Source organism: Pseudomonas sp. LBUM1668 (assembly GCF_059695715.1).
In genome coordinates this window covers 4,589,924-4,605,352 of record NZ_CP166787.1, presented here as the reverse complement: position 1 = coordinate 4,605,352, position 15,429 = coordinate 4,589,924, and the positions used below count along the sequence as shown (strand labels likewise).

Below are 15,429 nucleotides of genomic sequence, written 5' to 3'. Positions count from 1 at the left end.
AGGATTCCTGATGGGCAAGGCACCCACCGCCCTCACGGTTTCGCGCTGGCAGACCAAGACGGTTGGCGAATTGCTGGAGGAATGCAAAAGCCGTCCAGAGCTTGAAGCGTTTGAACAGACGCTGAACTTCAGCCTGGCCGATGTTCCGTCCGGCTCCGACGCGGCGCCCATGCTGGGCATGCTGGCCTGCGGGCCGTTCAAGGCGCCGATCAATCAACCATTGCTGGATCTGTTTGCGGCGCCTGAGCAACGTCTGCACAACCTGCGCAACAACCTCACCATTGACGGCAAACCGCTGGACATCCCGCTGTTCAGCCCACCAACCGATCCTAACCAGTTGCTGCGTGACCTGGCTGCCGGCGGTGCTGCTGGCCCGCGGTCGATGGGCGGAACGCTAGTGGTTAATGCGTTTCACTGGCGCTTGAGCCACGAAGTGGCATTGCGCTCATCGCAGGTACTGGAGGAGCTCGGTAGCAAGGTGCTGAGCATGCTCCAACTGCGTGATAACGCCGAGCAGGAAGTATTGCAGCAAACCCATCTGGTGGAGTTGGGCGATTACGCCAAAACCGTGCAGGAACAGTCCATTGCGCAACTGGAAGCCAGCGTGACGGCACTCGAGCAGAGTCGTGCAGTGGCGCTGCAACGCGCTGAGACGTACGCACAGCATTATGACCAAAACGTATCGGCAGTCGAATACGAAGTCTTGAGCAGCCTGTACTTGTCCAAAATGCTCTCGCTGGCGTCTTCAAGCATCCAGCCTGCGGCGGCGGCGCTGGCTGCTCTGCCAAATATCCTAGGTCTTGCCAATGGCGGGCATCGCGTGGATCGGGCGCTTGAGGCCGTCAGTTTCGGATTGGGCGTTGCTTCGTCGGTGGCGCAATTGGACGCCGACAAGCAGGCAACCACCGAAGCCTATCGTCGACGCCGTGATGATTGGCAACTGCAGCGCGACCAGGCGTTGCTGGAAGTCGATGCCATCGATGCGCAGATCGAGGCGCAACGTCATGCTGTCACCGCTGCCCGAACCAGCCTGGCGCAAACCCTGCGTGCCAATGGCCAGGCGTTGACGATCTACAACTACCTGAAAAAACGTGCGACCAACGCGGAGCTGTTCGGCTGGATGCTCGGCCAGCTCAAGGCTTTGCATTACCAGGCTTACGACGCGGTCATCAGTCTGTGCCTGACCGCCCAGAACTCGATGAATGCTGAAACCGGTGATTACGATAAGCAAATCCCTATGCCCAAGGTATGGCTTGACCAGCGCCATGGTTTCACGGCGGGCGAGCACCTGCGTGGGTATTTGCTGCAGATGGAACGCGAATATCTGCAACGCTTTGAGCGACGGTTGGAACTGACGAAAACGGTGTCTCTGCGCAAGCTCTTCGACGACACGGTCGATCCGCAGAAAAGTGCCAGCGACTGGGCAGACGCACTTAAGCAGTTGCGGCGCACAGGCTCGCTGGAGTTCAGCCTGCCGCAGTTACTCTATGACCGCGATTATCCGGGGCATTTCTGCCGCCAGATCAGTTCGGTTGAAGTCAATCTGCCGGTTCTGCTTGGCCCCTACGAGGATGTGAAAGCCACGCTGGTGCAGTTCAGCAGCATGACGGCAACCCGGGCCACCACGCAATCGGTGCAGTACCTGCACAATCCGCAAGGAGTAGCGCCTTCCGATGTGCTGTTCAATTTGCGCAGCGGCCAGCAGATTGCCTTGTCGTCGGGCATCGCCGACAACGGTATGACGGCGATGAAACCCGATGAAGGCCTGCTCAACCCGTTCGAAAACACCGGCGCCGTATCCAAATGGAAACTGAGCTTCCCGTGGCCTTCCAAATCACCGCAGTCGGACGTGATGGGAACGCTTACCGACATCATCCTGGTCATCAACTTCAGGGCCAAATCCGGCGATGCGACGTTTGTCAGCAAGGTAATGGATCTGGTCACCGCCATTGAAAAACCCGAACCAGACAAGCTGGGCAAAGGAGCGCGCAATCATGGATGAGCCCGTTATTCAAGCGAATGAAAGTCTGGTGCTGAATGGGGACTTCACCAATCTGAAGCACTGGGAGATGCGGGGGCTGATCGGCACTTCAGTGGATTGGTACGAATCGGAGCGGGTTAATCTTCTGGAGGCTTCAAACGGTGGATGGGTTCGGCAGATTATCAAAATCCCCATGGACCCAGGCCTCAATGCGCGATATCGGTTGAGCTTTCTCTGTGAAGTGCGACATAACCAGTCAGGCTGGATGCGCGTCTTCAGAGGGACGCAAGAGTTGCTCGCTATCGAGCTCAAACCCTCTGGCTCGAACCGCCAGGTATCCGTTTCTTCATCTTCGACAAGCGAGGAGCCGCTGGACTTCCTGCCGGATGAATACAATCAGGAGCTGGTGTCGGTTGCTCAGGGTGATGAGCTGACCCTCGAGATCATCAGTCCGAAGAATGCCCCTTCGGACAGGCAGTCGCATATCCGCATTACCCGCGTCAAAATGCTGCTGCATCTGATGCCGTTAACGCTGCAAAAGATGCAACTCGATGACCAGGTGCTGCCACCAGGCGAGCTGTTATACCTGTGTTTGGGCACGAAAGAAGCTGGCAGCCCGCATGAACTGAGATTCGTACCTGAAGCTGAAAATATCTGGCTGGGCAGCGACGCTTCGCTGAACGTTGACGGTAATCCGCTGGAGGCGGTGACTGTCACGCCAGGCTGGGGAGTTAATCAGCCAGTGGAATCACCATGGCTGATTGACAGCCCCATGATCAACGATCAGCAACGCGATGAGTTCCAGTTGATCCTGCGCAACCGATACACCGCCGACCCTTATGTCATCCCCGTATCGCTGGGGCATCACCGTCTCAAATTGGTGGATGAGCGAGTAGCTGCCCATTACCCGGTGCTGGAGTACGCGCAGAGTGTAGGGCTGGGGGTGCGAGTGGTGTCGTATTACACCGGTCAGCCGATGGCTGGCCAGACAGTCACCTGGTCGGTTGAAGGACAGGACGAGACAGACACGGCGGTCACTGACGATAGCGGCTGGAGTGGCTACATCTATCGACCAACGGCTGCCGGCGATTTTGTCGCGACCGCTTCGGTTGCCAGCCCCTATTACGAGATTGGTGTGGTTACCCGAGATTTTCAGGTCAAGGTACTGGAGACAGATCCGTGGCCAGATTTAAGGGCCGTTGTGGATGGCAAGTTGACGGCCTGGGAGGCGCAAGGTTATCCGAACCGGGGTAGCGACCATCCGGTTCAACTGCGATTTGCTGCGGACAGTCCCTTGGTGAATACCGAACTTTCGTTGCACTGGAGCGGTGATCTTGCCGACCAGCTCGGCGTTGAGGTCAGCCCGGCGCTGGAGACTCCGGTGCCCGTGACAACTGACGATCTGGTGTGGACGCTGACCAGTAAAGATCAACTCGACGGTCGGTTCAAGCTGACACTGCGCTGCTCGAAACTGTTGGAACCCTCGCCGGCCAAACCAATGTCGCTGGCGCGCAACCGGGTCAAAATCGGCGAGGTGCGAGAGGCCAACAAGTCGCCGATAGTGGACGAAGACGAAAGTGTGCTGCTGCGGTTGCAGGTGTTATATGACACCTCTCTGGGCGATGGCGCTCCGGTCATTAATGCGCTGGTGGACTGGCGAACACCTGAAGGTGAGGTCATTGAGAGCGTGACCGGTGCCGATGGCTGGTCGAGCTTGTTGTACACGCCGAAAACCGCAGGCGAGGTTGTCGTCACGGCCAGCATCAAGGCGCATTCCGAGGCGGTCCCGATCGAACGAAACTTCACCTTCCACGCCATTGCGACCAGTCCCTGGAAAAGTCATGTGCGGATATTGCTCGACGGCGAGACAGTCGATCTGAAAACGGTGGGTGTGCTCTGCCTGCATGGGCAGACACATACCCTGAAGGTCGAGCCAGTGGCCAACAGCCCCTGGATCGGCAAATACATCAGTCTGAATTGGCGTGGCGGTGACCCGGGCATCGGGTTGACCCCCTCTGACCCCGGACAATGGCAGGTTATCCGGGAAACAGGAGCGGAGTGGACGCTGGATTCTGCGGCAAATAACAGTATCAGCAGTTTGTTCGATCTGGAGTTGCGCCTTAATGGAGAGGCGACAGTTCGAGCGCTGCCCGGTAGGTTGCTGGCGGCGAATCTGAACAAGGAAGTGCAACTGATGCTCGATCAGGTTCGGGCGCAGTTAAACGAAGAATTGCTTTATCCGTGTCTGGGTGCCATTCACCATTTCAAAATCCTGCCTAACGCTCTGAGTCCGTTGGTGGGCCTGAAGACCGAAGTGAAATGGACGGGAGATACCGCCGAGGAGCTGGGAGCAACGATTGAGCCGGCGCTGGATGTTGCTCGAACCTTGGACGATGGGGGCGTGGTCTGGACGCTAAATTTCTCCAACAGCGAGCAACGGGGGCGATTCGAACTGACCCTTGTCTTGCCTGAACTGGGCATTGAAGCTGTCGCCAAACCGATGGAGCTGTTTCACAACAAAGTCAGGATTCAGACCCTGCTCGAATCGGCTGTGGATCCGGTCGTTGACCAGGAACCGGTGTGGTTGTGGGCACGGATCTTTTCGCAGTTCACCGACCAACCGGTGGGGCAAGTCAAGGTGAAATGGTCGGACGGCGCCGACGGTGGCATCGAGCCGACCGATGATGACGGCTGGAGCAGATTCCCCTTCGCGCCGAAAACTGCCGGCGAGCATTCGGTGATCGCATCGGTAGACAGCCACTTCGATAACTACGCAGACTCGGGCGAGTTACGGGTCAAAGCGCTGGCGAGTGATCCGTGGGACGATCTTATGGTGTGTTTTGAAGATCAACCGGAACAGCCGTGGGGTGAAAAAACCTACTTCCCGCGGCGTAAAGGCACTTATGCGTTCAGGCTGGCGGCGAAGGAAGACAGCGAGTTGTGCAACCACCAGCTTGCGCTGGGCATGACGGGCACTGGGCCTGCGCAACTCGGCATACGCTTCCTTGACCCAGGACTCGGCAAGCCCATGTCATTCAGCGAGGGGTTCCATTATCAATTTGTGGTCAATAGCACTAACGATGGCAGCTTCGGCTTGTGCTTCGCCTCCAATCGACTGGCGAACCTGTCCCCGGTAAACGCGATGTCCCTGGGTGAAGGCTCGCAGTTGGTAAAGATTGCCGAGCGTCAGAGGGTCAACCAGACCTTGTTCTGGGGTGACGAGGTGTTTGAGCAGATCACCGTAGTCTCCTCGGTTACCGGTAATCCCATGGTGGGCATGACCGTGACCTGGCGCAGTTCCGACCTTGGGGAAGTCACGACGACCAGCGATTTTTATGGTGTAGCGAGGACTCACTTTGTTCCCGTTACACCGGGGGTGTTTGAGTTGACCGCTACTGTTGGCGATGCTTTGTACTCGGAGTCGCTTTCGTTGCAGTTTTTCCTCAATCAACCTCGGGAAATTCACTCTTTCACCAGTCCCAAGCCCAGTGGTCATCTGGGAGAGCGGGTTAGCGCTGTCGTCAATGTCGTGTCAGCCCTTACCGGCGAGCCTCTGCAGGACGTCGAAGTCGAATGGGAATACCCCGACAGAATTCTTTCTCCAACCACAACAGACGCCAACGGTAATGCCCGAGTCGAGTTCAGATTGCCCGGTATAAAACGTGCCTGGCTTAAAGCCTCCATAAAAGGTGGACTTGCCGGATGGCAAGTTCAATCTCTCGAATTCGAATTGGTGGCAACTGATATTTAATTGATTGGAAGAGCGTATGCCTGTGTTTGATTGGCGTACTTTAACGTGTGTAGAAGGAGTCATAAGTATGAATACTCATGAGGTGCCTAACTCGCCTACCTGGTTTCAAGAGTTTAAACCCTATGTAAATGGCCAGCATGTGAGGTGGCCTGACCTGACGTTGAATTTATTGGCAGGCGAAGTTTGCACACTGACCCTGGATTATGAATACAGCTGGTTGATTGGCGCGTCTGAGGGTCATATTGGTCTGTATTGCCTGGTTGGTGAGGCTGGGCTTGGACTGATTTTCGAACCGCCTCTGGAACAGTTGATTGAAATGGCAATAGGCACTACGTCTGTGAGTTGGACTATCACGGCGCAAAACGCACCAAGCGCCGCTTTTGTATTGCAATTTGGTCTTTCACCCATTGCTGGCATACCGAGGTCACCACCAGTGCCGGGAACGATACTGAATCTGGCGCAGGAACTGGAGGTGAAATTTGACGAGTTTGATGTTGCCTTCGCAGGTAGCGCTTTTCCATGTCTTGGCGCAAAGCACACGTTGACCGTTCGACCCAAGCCCTCCAGCCAATTGCTGGGCAAGCTAATAAAACTGCAATGGGAAAAGGCACCTGGCGCAAATCTCGGTGTGGTGATCACACCAGCGCTTGGCGAAGAGGAACTGCTGACGCAAGAAGGGAAAACGTGGGATTTAGATTGTCTCAACAGTAACCGTTCAGGGGATTTCTCCTTGCAATTGACGTTGGTCAAATCGGGACTGGTGACATCTCCATTAGCAATGTCGATGGCCCATAACCTTGTGAAGGTTGAGCGTTGGCAGGAGGAGCATTGGGCATATCCAGCCGAAACATGGTTTTCGCATCATATTCGTGCTACGTCCGTTTTTTTGAATAAGCCCGCTGACGGTGTTCAGGTAAAGTTAGTCAGAAATGGCCACGTCAGTTACTTGAGCGCAAACTCGAATGGCGAAGCTCAGGTGAGTAATCGTGATGGCGCGAGTGTTGGATTATCTGTTTTTAATCGCTATAACGGGGTGGAAGTATAGTTAAAGAATACGCCGTGCTTGATGCTGAGTTTATTTCAAAGCGCCAATTCTATGGAGAGGCTGCTATATCGCTTCATCAGGCGGGGAGCGGCTGGAGATTCACAACCGATATGACGGAACTATCGTTTGACGCGGCCTGTCGGGGTGCTAGTCAATAAACACCTTTTCACTGAGATTAGGTGTTTTACTCACCGCCTATAAATCTCCTGCCTTTTTTAATGCCAGATACCGTGTCACCAATCCAACCCCTAGTTCAAAGGGCCGGGAATCCAGGAACTGGATTTCATGAGCACTCAACCGCTCATGCACTTCTGCCCGTTCGTTCAAATAGCTCACGGTGCCGCAATAGGCCAATGCCTCGGGTAGCGTTTGCACTGGCGCCTTACGCAAGGTGTCGAGTGTGTCCTCGCGCAGGCTCGCCACCAGCACTCGGTGTTGCTTGCTCAGGCGCTTGACCGCGTTCAGCAGTTCTTCATCGTCGTCATCGCGCAAATTGGTGACCAGCACCACCAGTGCCCGGCGTTTTTGTCGGGCCGATAGTTGGTTGATGGCGGCTTGGTAATCGGCAGGGCGTTGCGTGCTGTCGAGGTCATAGACGCTATTGAGCAGTACGTTGAGTTGGCCGTTGCCTTTCACCGGCGCGACGTAGCGCGGTTGATCACTGGCGAAGGTACTTAAACCCACTGCATCGCCTTGGCGCAGGGCGACGTAACTGAGCAACAGGCAGGCATTGAGCGCGTGATCAAAGTGCGACAACTCATCGTCCTGACTGCGCATGCGTCGTCCACAGTCGAGCATGAAAATGATCTGCTGATCGCGTTCGTCCTGATATTCGCGGGCAATCGGTGTGCGTTGGCGGGCGGTGGCTTTCCAGTCGATTTGACGCAAGCTGTCGCCTTCGCGGAATTCACGTAACTGGTGAAACTCCAGCCCTTGGCCGCGACGTTGCCGTTGACGCACCCCGAGCTGGCTGAGCCAGTTGTCCACCGCGAGTAATTGGCCGCCGTAGAGTCGCGCGAAATCCGGGTAAACCCGAGTGTTGTCGATAACGCTGAGCAGGCGTTTGCCCGACCATAAACCCAGCGGACTCGGCACACTGATTTCGCAGTGCTCGAAGCTGAAATGCCCGCGTTTGAGCGGGCGCAGGCGATAGCTGATCTGGCTGGTTTGCCCGGGCTGCAATTCGACGTCCAGCGGCAGGTTTTCGAAACTCAGGCCATCGGGCACATGGTCGAAAATCTGAATGTTCAATGGCTCGGCAAAATCATGTTCAACCTTGAGCTGCACCTCTCCCCAACGTCCTAATGCGAGGCTGCCGGGCATCTGTCGCGTGATCCGCACGGTGGGCAAACGCTTGAGGCGCAACGCGTCGAGCATCGCCAACGCCAGCAGTGCCAGCAGCAACCCCCAGTTGATCGACAGCAGACTGGCCGGGAGCTCGATCTGCAAGGCCTGCAAAGTGCCGAGCACGATGCCGATGGCCAGCAGCACGGCGACCCAACTCAATAACAGTTTGGAGGGCTTCATGATCTGACACCGTGTTGTCTGCAGAAAAGATCGCAGCCTTCGGCAGCTCCTACAGAGGAATGCGCTCGATGTAGGAGCTGCCGAAGGCTGCGATCTTTTGACCTTTTCAGGAGTGTCACAGGCGCGGCGCCGGAATCTGATCGAGCAGTTGTTGCAGCACCTGATCGACTTGCAGGCCTTCGATGTCCAGCTCCGGGGCAATGCGCACGCGATGGCGCAACACCGCCAGCGCGCAGCCCTTGATGTCATCCGGAATCACGAATTCACCGCCGCGTAACAAAGCCCGAGCGCGGGCGCAACGCACCAGTGCAATCGAGGCACGCGGCCCGGCACCGAGGGTCAGGCCCGGCCAGGTGCGGGTGCTGCGCGCCAGGCGAACGGCGTAATCGAGCACCTGATCGTCCAGCGGCAAATCACTGGCAATGCGCTGCAAGGCCTGCACGTCCTTGGCTTGCAGCACGGTGCGCAACGGCTGTACATCAAGCATGTCGGCGCGGGTCGAACGACTGACCTGCCGCACCATGTTCAGCTCCTGATCCGCATCGGGGTAGTCCATGCGCACCTTGAGCATGAAGCGGTCGAGTTCGGCTTCCGGCAGTGGGTATGTGCCTTCCTGTTCGATCGGGTTCTGCGTCGCCAAAACCATAAATGGCTGAGCGATCGGCAGGGCGCGTCCTTCCAGTGTGACCTGGCGCTCCTGCATCGCTTCGAGCAGCGCTGCCTGGGTTTTCGCCGGGGCGCGGTTGATCTCGTCGGCCAGCAGCAGATTGGTGAACAACGGGCCTTTGCGCAGCTTGAATTGCTCGGTGTGCAGGTCGTACACGGCGTGGCCGGTGACGTCGCTGGGCATCAGGTCGGGAGTGAATTGAATGCGTGCGAATTCGCCGCCAAAGCAACGCGCCAACGCCCGCACCAGCAAGGTCTTGCCCAGTCCGGGAACGCCTTCGAGCAGCACGTGGCCACCAGCGATCAACGCCGTCAGCACGTCGTCGATGACTGCGTCCTGGCCGATTATCGCTTTGCGCAATTCGCTGCGCACCGCTTGCGCCAGTTGACTGGCGCGCTGGCGTTGCTGGGCGGCGTGGCTGGCGCTGCCGGGCTCGATCTGTTCAGTCATAGCGTGTTCCTCAAGGTTTGCAGGTGGGCGACCTGGCGGCAGAAATCGGCGCTGGACATCCGCCGGTTCGGCACCGGGCTCAAGGCCTGGCTGATGGCGCGGGTGGGTTGTCGGGTCAGGCGCGACAACGCCAGCCATTGTTCGGCAACGTTCAATTGATCAAAACCGGGATGGCGGCGACGGGCGCGGCGTAATACGTCTTGTTGCAGAGCCTGCAACAGCGCTTGCTGACCGTTGTGCCGAAGCATGAAATCGGCACTGGCGCGCAAGTGTTCCTGCAACTGCCGGCGGCCATTTGGGGCTGGCGCCTGAAGTGGGCCATGGCGCACGCCGGCCTGCCAGAGCCACAAACCGATCAGCGCAAGCAGAGCGACGATGGCTTGCGGAAAATAGCGCCAGAGCAGCGTCAGCAAGCCATCGTGCTCGGTGTTGTAGATCAGCGTGACGTCGGTGTCGGCGCTCAGATACCAGAGCAGCCAGGCGTTGTCGTACTGGGCGATCGCCGTGGTTTTCCACAGCTCGGCATCGGTGACCACTGTGATCGAACCGAGGCTGTAGGCCAGTTGCATCATGTGCGTGGCCTTGGCGCTGTTGGCCCAGGCTTGCGCAAGATTCTTCGGGTCGTCGAGGTGGAAGTCGGTGTCGAACCCGGCGTAGGCCGGGGCATCTTCGTCCTCCAGATACAACTTGGTCAATTTCGGGTACGGATCCTTCTCTTGATCGGCGGGCGAATCCTTCAGATCCTTGCTCAGTGATTGATGCAGTTGCACCCGATCCAGCAACAGGTCGTTGCTCTGTTTTGTCTGTTCATCCCACAACGATTCGGCAACGAACAACAGTCGTCCGCCAGCCCGCGTCCAGTTCAATACTTGATCGACCTGACGCGGAGTCATCCGCGAGCGGTCATTGAACAGCAGCAGGGTGTGCCCGTGCGGTTCGATATCCGGCAGCACCGCAAGGCTTTCGGCATGGCTGACGTTGATGCCGCGCTCACGCAAGAACATTTCCGCCGCCAGATAGGGATTGGCCTGTGCGGCGGGCGATGGGCCGTGATCGATCTGTTCCTGATAAGGCTTGGCGGCAAGGAAGAGAAAAACCCCCAGCGCACTCAGCAGCGCGATGATCAATGCGCCGACCCACCACAGCGTGCGCCGATTCAACGGGACGCTCCATGGCCGAATAATGCGCGCCAGCCATCGCACAATTCCTGTTGCAGATGCACCGCCGGTACGCGATGCCCGTAGGCCATGTTCTGCCAATGGGTGGTCAGGGTGCGGCTGAACGCAAGCAGCTCCGGACGCTGGAGTTGTTCGACTCGCGCCAGCACCTGATTTTCGGTGTCGGCGGCTTTCAGGGTCAGATCAAAGTCGTGGAGCAAGTGGCTGAGCAATCCCCGATAGAGCAGGCTCAGGGCCGCGCGTGGCTGACTCTGCCAGAGTTGTTCGGCGTGGGCGGCGATATCGTCGGGCAAGGTGTCGCGGTTCAGATCCAGGCCGAAGGCTTGCTGCGGCGCGGGCCGTTTTGCCCGGGCGGGCAGGGCCGGACGGCGGCTGACGAACGCTTGCAGAAACTCGCGGTAACGCCAGATCAGCCAGCCAAGCGCAGCGATCAATGTGCCCCACAGCAATACTTCGATGATCGTGGCCAAGGCATTGAAGTGCTGGCCATCCAGCCAACCCAGCAGGGTTTTGAGCCACTGTGGGGCTTCACCGGGTTGTTCTTCTTTTGCGGTGTTTGCCGGGTCATCGCCAAAACGGTAACGGGTGACGGATTCCGGGTTTTTGAAGGGTGGTTGTTCGAGCAGTGCCTTGATGCTGTCGCGTGATGCCTGACTGGTCAGAGGCTGATTCAACAGACGGGGAGCGTCCGGTGCATCAACGGGCTCGGCAGCCCAGACCGATTGGACATTCGGCAGCAGCAGGCACACCGCCAGCAGCACGCCGAGCACGCTGCTGTTCAGCCGTTGGCGCAAGCGCCGGAACACCAGTTCAATGTCCCACGCTTCCAGTTGCGTGCGCCGGTTCAGATAGAGGCTGAACCCGCAGGCCACGTAGATCGGCTCCCACACCACCAGCACCAGCGCATAAAAAGCATTGGTCAGGTGCTCCAGCCAGCGCCAGTCGTTATCCGCCGCGAGAATCAGTGACTGCCAGTCCCAATCGGTTTCAATCTGCTGCGGCAACAGCAGGTAGAACAGCACCAACAGGCCGATCCACAGCGCCGTTTCCAGATGCACGCCGATGATGGTCAGCCACTGCGCGGCGCCGGCGTTACGTTGCAGCAGCACTTGCAGACGTTGCTGCCGTGCACTGCCGTCCAGGCCTTCGAGTTGCACCACGGGCATCAGGAAACTGCGGCTGAAACTCAACCGTCGCCAAGTCAGGCTGGCCAGCAATTGTGGCTTGAGCAGCCGCGGCCACTCGCGCAGGGCCTGCTTGAGCGTCGGGGTTTCGCCGAACAGGGCTTTGGACAGTATGTACAGCGGCAGGCGTTCGTAGGCCGGCTTCAGCCACCAGAAGATAAACACCGCCAGTGACGGCGAGTCCCATAGCAACACGCTCAACAAGGCGAACAGCGGCAGGGTGACGATTGCCCAACTGGTCATCAACAGGCGCCGGTGTTGCTGGCTCATGAGCACGCCCAGATCCATGGCTTCCCAAGTGCTGCGCGGGCGGATCACCACGGTGGCGTCACTCAGGCGCATGACGGGTCCTTCCGGCGAACAGCAAATAGATCGCGACCAATATCCACAGACCGGCACCGACCAGGTATTTGGTGAGCGGCGTGACGCTGGTTTTCGACGACCAGTACGCTTCGATGAATGCTGCGATCAGCAAGAACAGCATGACCCCACAGATCAGCAACACGCTTTTGCGTGCGGCGCGTTTCAACGCATCGGCGCGGGTCAGGCGCCCCGGTGCGATCAATGCCCACCCCAGTTCCAGCCCCGCGGCGCCGGCCAGGGCGATGGCGGTCAGTTCAAAAGCGCCATGGGCGATGACGAATGACCAGAAGGTCTGGCCGAAACCGATTTCACTCAGGTGCCCGGCCACGGCGCCGATCACCAGACCGTTGTAGAACAGGAAAAACGCGCTGCCCACGCCCATCAGCAAACCGCTGGCGAACGTCTGAAAGGCAATGCCGATGTTGTGCATCACGTAATACCCGAACATCATCCAGTCTTCGCTGGCAGCCCGCTCGGCCGGGCGCCCGAGGTGGCCGGCCACCGGGTCATACATGCCCTGCATTTCACGCACTTGATCGGCGGGGATGAGGTTGTAAACCAACTCGGGGAAAACGTAGACCAGCACGCCGACGCCGATCAGGCTGCCAAAAAACAGCAGGCCGGCAACCAGCACGAAGGGCCATTCGCTGCGCACCAGTCGGGGGAAGTCGGCGAGGACGAAGCCGATCAGGTTGGCCCCCAGTCGACTGCGATGCCGGTAAAGTTGTTGGTGGCCGCGCAGCACCTGTTGTTGCAGAGAGTCGATGAGAAAACTGCTGTAGCCGCGTTCCTGCGCCAGCGCCAGGTGTTGGCAAAGGCGTCGATAAGCCTTGGGAAAACCCGCCACTTGCGAGGTTTCCTTGCCCCGTTCGAAGCGTTCAAGGGCCAGCGCAAAGCGCTCCCATTCGGCCTTGTGGCGACTTTCGAAAAGACTTTGCTTCATGCCGGGCCCAACAAACCGCGAGCGATCCCGTTGAGTTCGGCGACGGCTTTGGGGGCGGAAATATGCAGCGGCTGGGCCAGCAAACCGGCCAGTTCATTGACCCGTGCGGGTGTCAGTTCACCTTGGCGTTCCGCAAACCCGAGCACGGCACGTTGCTCGCTCAGGGTGAGCGGCACAGGCGCACGGCGGGGTTCGGCGTCGGGTAATTGCGGGCGGGTCAGCGGGCGTTCGCTGTACACCACCAGCGTGCCGGCGGCGATATCGCCCAGACGTTTGAAGGTCGGGTGTTGCAGGCAACTGATAGCGCCGAGGAAGTAGCCGAACGGCAGCAGGTCGACAAAGCGCAGCAGGTTGCGCAGCAAGGAGGCCGACCAGCCGATGGGGGTGCCGTCGTCGTGCACCACCCGCAACCCCATCCATTGTTTACCCGGCGAGCGTCCCTGACGCAGCACTTCGAACAGCACCATGTACCACCAACTGATCGCAAACAACAGCAGCGAGCCAAGGCCCATGCCGAGTCTGCCGAGCAACGCCAGCACGATAAACAGCACGCCCATGATCAAGCCACGAATCCCCAGATCGATCGCGAATGCGATGGCCCGCACCATCAACCCGGCCGGACGCAACGGCAAGTCGATACCCTCCGGCGTTTCGACCTGGTGCCGCGTATCCAGTGGCGGGGCCAGCGGTGCTTTCCTTGGCGGTGCTGTGGGCTCGAGCATGGGCTTCCTGATGTTCGCCTGTTCGGGATGCAAGTGGGGCCGATGCTAGCAGCCTCTCGGGGGAAAACGACATAACTATGTATTGCACATCGTGTGTCGCCCGGTGGTTCAATGACGCGAGGCTGGCCGCGAGCGCGGTTGAGCGCCTAGACTTTGCCGATCTTCAGTTCAGGAACCGCCCGTGACTTCCATCTTCTGGTACGACTACGAAACCACCGGCATCAATCCCCGTTGCGACCGGCCGCTGCAGGTTGCCGGGATTCGCACCGACCACGAGCTCAACGAAATCGACGAGCCGGTCAATCTCTACTGCCAGCCCAGCGAAGACATCCTGCCGCACCCGGCTGCGTGCGCGATCACTGGTATTACCCCGAGCCAGCTCGCCGAAAAGGGTTTGAGCGAAGCCGATTTCATGACCCGGGTACACGCGCAACTGGCCGCGCCCGGCACGTGTGGCGCGGGTTACAACACCTTGCGTTTCGACGACGAGATGACGCGCTACAGTTTGTATCGCAATTTCTTCGACCCGTACGCGCGCGAATGGCAGGGCGGCAACAGTCGCTGGGACTTGATCGACGTGGTGCGTGCCGCGTATGCCTTGCGTCCGGACGGGCTGGTCTGGCCGACCGATGACGAGGGGCGGGTGACCCTCAAGCTCGAGCGTCTGACAGCCGCCAACAACATTGATCACGGGCATGCCCACGAAGCGTTGTCGGACGTGCGCGCAACCATCGCGCTGGCGCGGTTGATCCGTGAAAAGCAGCCAAAGCTGTACGACTGGCTGTTCCAGATGCGCAGCAAGCAAAAAGTCATGGATCAGATTCGCCTGCTTCAGCCGATGGTGCATATCAGCGGACGCTTCTCGGCGGCGCGCAGTTATGTCGGTGTGGTACTGCCGCTGGCCTGGCACCCGAAAAACCGCAACGCCTTGATCGTCTGCGACTTGCACCTCGATCCGCAGGGCTTGCTCGATCTGGATGCGCAAACCCTGCGCCAGCGCCTGTACACCCGCCGTGATGATTTGCTGGAAGGCGAGTTGCCGGTACCGCTCAAGCTGATTCACATAAACCGTTGCCCGGTGGTGGCACCGCTGACGGTATTGCGTGCCCAGGATCAGCAAAGGCTGGGTCTGGACATGGCGCTTTATCAGGAACGAACGCTGCGACTAACTGACGCACAACAAGTTTTGAAAGATAAAGTTGCGGCGATTTATGCCAGTGAAGATTTCACCCCGAGCGAGGATCCGGAACAACAGTTGTACGACGGATTTATCGGTGACCGCGACCGGCGTCTATGTGAGCAAGTCAGAGCGGCTGATCCTGCTCAATTGGCGCAAGAGCAATGGCCTTTCGATGATGAACGTTTGCCTGAATTACTTTTTCGATATCGAGCACGCAACTTTCCAGAGACGTTGAATCCTGAAGAGCAGGCGCGCTGGCAAATATTCTCTCGGCAGCGTTTGTCCGAGCCTGAATGGGGTGCACCCAATACCTTGAAATCTTTTACGCAGGCCGCAGAGCAATGGTTGCTAAGTGCGACACCGATGCAGAAAGAGGTGCTCAATGAATGGCAGAATTATGTCCAGGCATTACGCAAACGTTTGAATCTTTGAAATCGA

General features: G+C 58.4%; 10 protein-coding genes. 4 read left to right on the top strand and 6 right to left on the bottom strand.

Annotated elements, in window-relative coordinates; genetic code table 11:
- Positions 1-10 precede the first annotated feature (10 nt).
- The 3 genes from ACA061_RS20790 to ACA061_RS20780 all read left to right on the top strand — a co-directional run bounded on the left by ACA061_RS20790 (position 11) and on the right by ACA061_RS20780 (position 6,777).
- A complete protein-coding gene (locus tag ACA061_RS20790; RefSeq protein ID WP_497299958.1) occupies positions 11-2,002 on the top strand; it encodes a Tc toxin subunit A-related protein in 1,992 nt (663 codons plus the stop codon).
- A complete protein-coding gene (locus ACA061_RS20785) occupies positions 1,995-5,732 on the top strand; it encodes an Ig-like domain-containing protein (protein ID WP_497299957.1) in 3,738 nt (1,245 codons plus the stop codon). The genes ACA061_RS20790 and ACA061_RS20785 overlap by 8 nt, the downstream gene beginning before the upstream one ends.
- Positions 5,733-5,799: 67 nt before the next feature.
- Complete coding sequence (locus tag ACA061_RS20780; RefSeq protein ID WP_497299956.1) at positions 5,800-6,777, top strand: hypothetical protein; 978 nt, start codon at positions 5,800-5,802, stop codon at positions 6,775-6,777.
- A gap of 195 nt (positions 6,778-6,972) precedes the next feature.
- On the opposite strand, the gene ACA061_RS20775 is transcribed toward ACA061_RS20780, so the two are convergent.
- The 6 genes from ACA061_RS20775 to ACA061_RS20750 all read right to left on the bottom strand — a co-directional run bounded on the left by ACA061_RS20775 (position 6,973) and on the right by ACA061_RS20750 (position 13,811).
- The gene (locus ACA061_RS20775) at positions 6,973-8,304 is read right to left on the bottom strand and encodes a DUF58 domain-containing protein (RefSeq protein ID WP_497299955.1); all 1,332 of its coding nucleotides are present in this window, start codon (positions 8,302-8,304) and stop codon (positions 6,973-6,975) included.
- A gap of 115 nt (positions 8,305-8,419) precedes the next feature.
- A complete protein-coding gene (locus ACA061_RS20770) occupies positions 8,420-9,421 on the bottom strand; it encodes an AAA family ATPase (RefSeq protein WP_210554155.1) in 1,002 nt (333 codons plus the stop codon).
- Complete coding sequence (locus ACA061_RS20765; protein WP_497299954.1) at positions 9,418-10,581, bottom strand: DUF4350 domain-containing protein; 1,164 nt, start codon at positions 10,579-10,581, stop codon at positions 9,418-9,420. Before ACA061_RS20765 ends, ACA061_RS20770 begins: the two co-directional genes overlap by 4 nt.
- On the bottom strand, positions 10,578-12,125 hold the full coding sequence (locus ACA061_RS20760; RefSeq protein WP_497299953.1) for a DUF4129 domain-containing protein: 1,548 nt from the start codon (positions 12,123-12,125) through the stop codon (positions 10,578-10,580). The genes ACA061_RS20765 and ACA061_RS20760 overlap by 4 nt, the downstream gene beginning before the upstream one ends.
- Positions 12,112-13,089, bottom strand: a complete 978-nt coding sequence (locus ACA061_RS20755) for a stage II sporulation protein M (RefSeq protein ID WP_497299952.1) — start codon at positions 13,087-13,089, stop codon at positions 12,112-12,114. Before ACA061_RS20755 ends, ACA061_RS20760 begins: the two co-directional genes overlap by 14 nt.
- On the bottom strand, positions 13,086-13,811 hold the full coding sequence (locus ACA061_RS20750; protein WP_210554152.1) for an RDD family protein: 726 nt from the start codon (positions 13,809-13,811) through the stop codon (positions 13,086-13,088). The genes ACA061_RS20755 and ACA061_RS20750 overlap by 4 nt, the downstream gene beginning before the upstream one ends.
- Before the next feature lie 181 nt (positions 13,812-13,992).
- Between ACA061_RS20750 and sbcB the strand changes: the two genes are divergently transcribed.
- Complete coding sequence (sbcB, locus tag ACA061_RS20745; protein WP_150616171.1) at positions 13,993-15,423, top strand: exodeoxyribonuclease I; 1,431 nt, start codon at positions 13,993-13,995, stop codon at positions 15,421-15,423.
- The last annotated feature ends 6 nt before the right edge of the window (positions 15,424-15,429 follow it).

Coding starts and splice junctions, on each gene's coding strand:
- ACA061_RS20770 (WP_210554155.1), bottom strand. CDS start 9,421: ATGACTGAACAGATCGAGCCCGGCAGCGCCAGCCACGCCGCCCAGCAA.
- ACA061_RS20760 (WP_497299953.1), bottom strand. CDS start 12,125: ATGCGCCTGAGTGACGCCACCGTGGTGATCCGCCCGCGCAGCACTTGG.
- ACA061_RS20755 (WP_497299952.1), bottom strand. CDS start 13,089: ATGAAGCAAAGTCTTTTCGAAAGTCGCCACAAGGCCGAATGGGAGCGC.
- ACA061_RS20780 (WP_497299956.1), top strand. CDS start 5,800: ATGAATACTCATGAGGTGCCTAACTCGCCTACCTGGTTTCAAGAGTTT.
- ACA061_RS20750 (WP_210554152.1), bottom strand. CDS start 13,811: ATGCTCGAGCCCACAGCACCGCCAAGGAAAGCACCGCTGGCCCCGCCA.
- ACA061_RS20785 (WP_497299957.1), top strand. CDS start 1,995: ATGGATGAGCCCGTTATTCAAGCGAATGAAAGTCTGGTGCTGAATGGG.
- ACA061_RS20790 (WP_497299958.1), top strand. CDS start 11: ATGGGCAAGGCACCCACCGCCCTCACGGTTTCGCGCTGGCAGACCAAG.
- ACA061_RS20775 (WP_497299955.1), bottom strand. CDS start 8,304: ATGAAGCCCTCCAAACTGTTATTGAGTTGGGTCGCCGTGCTGCTGGCC.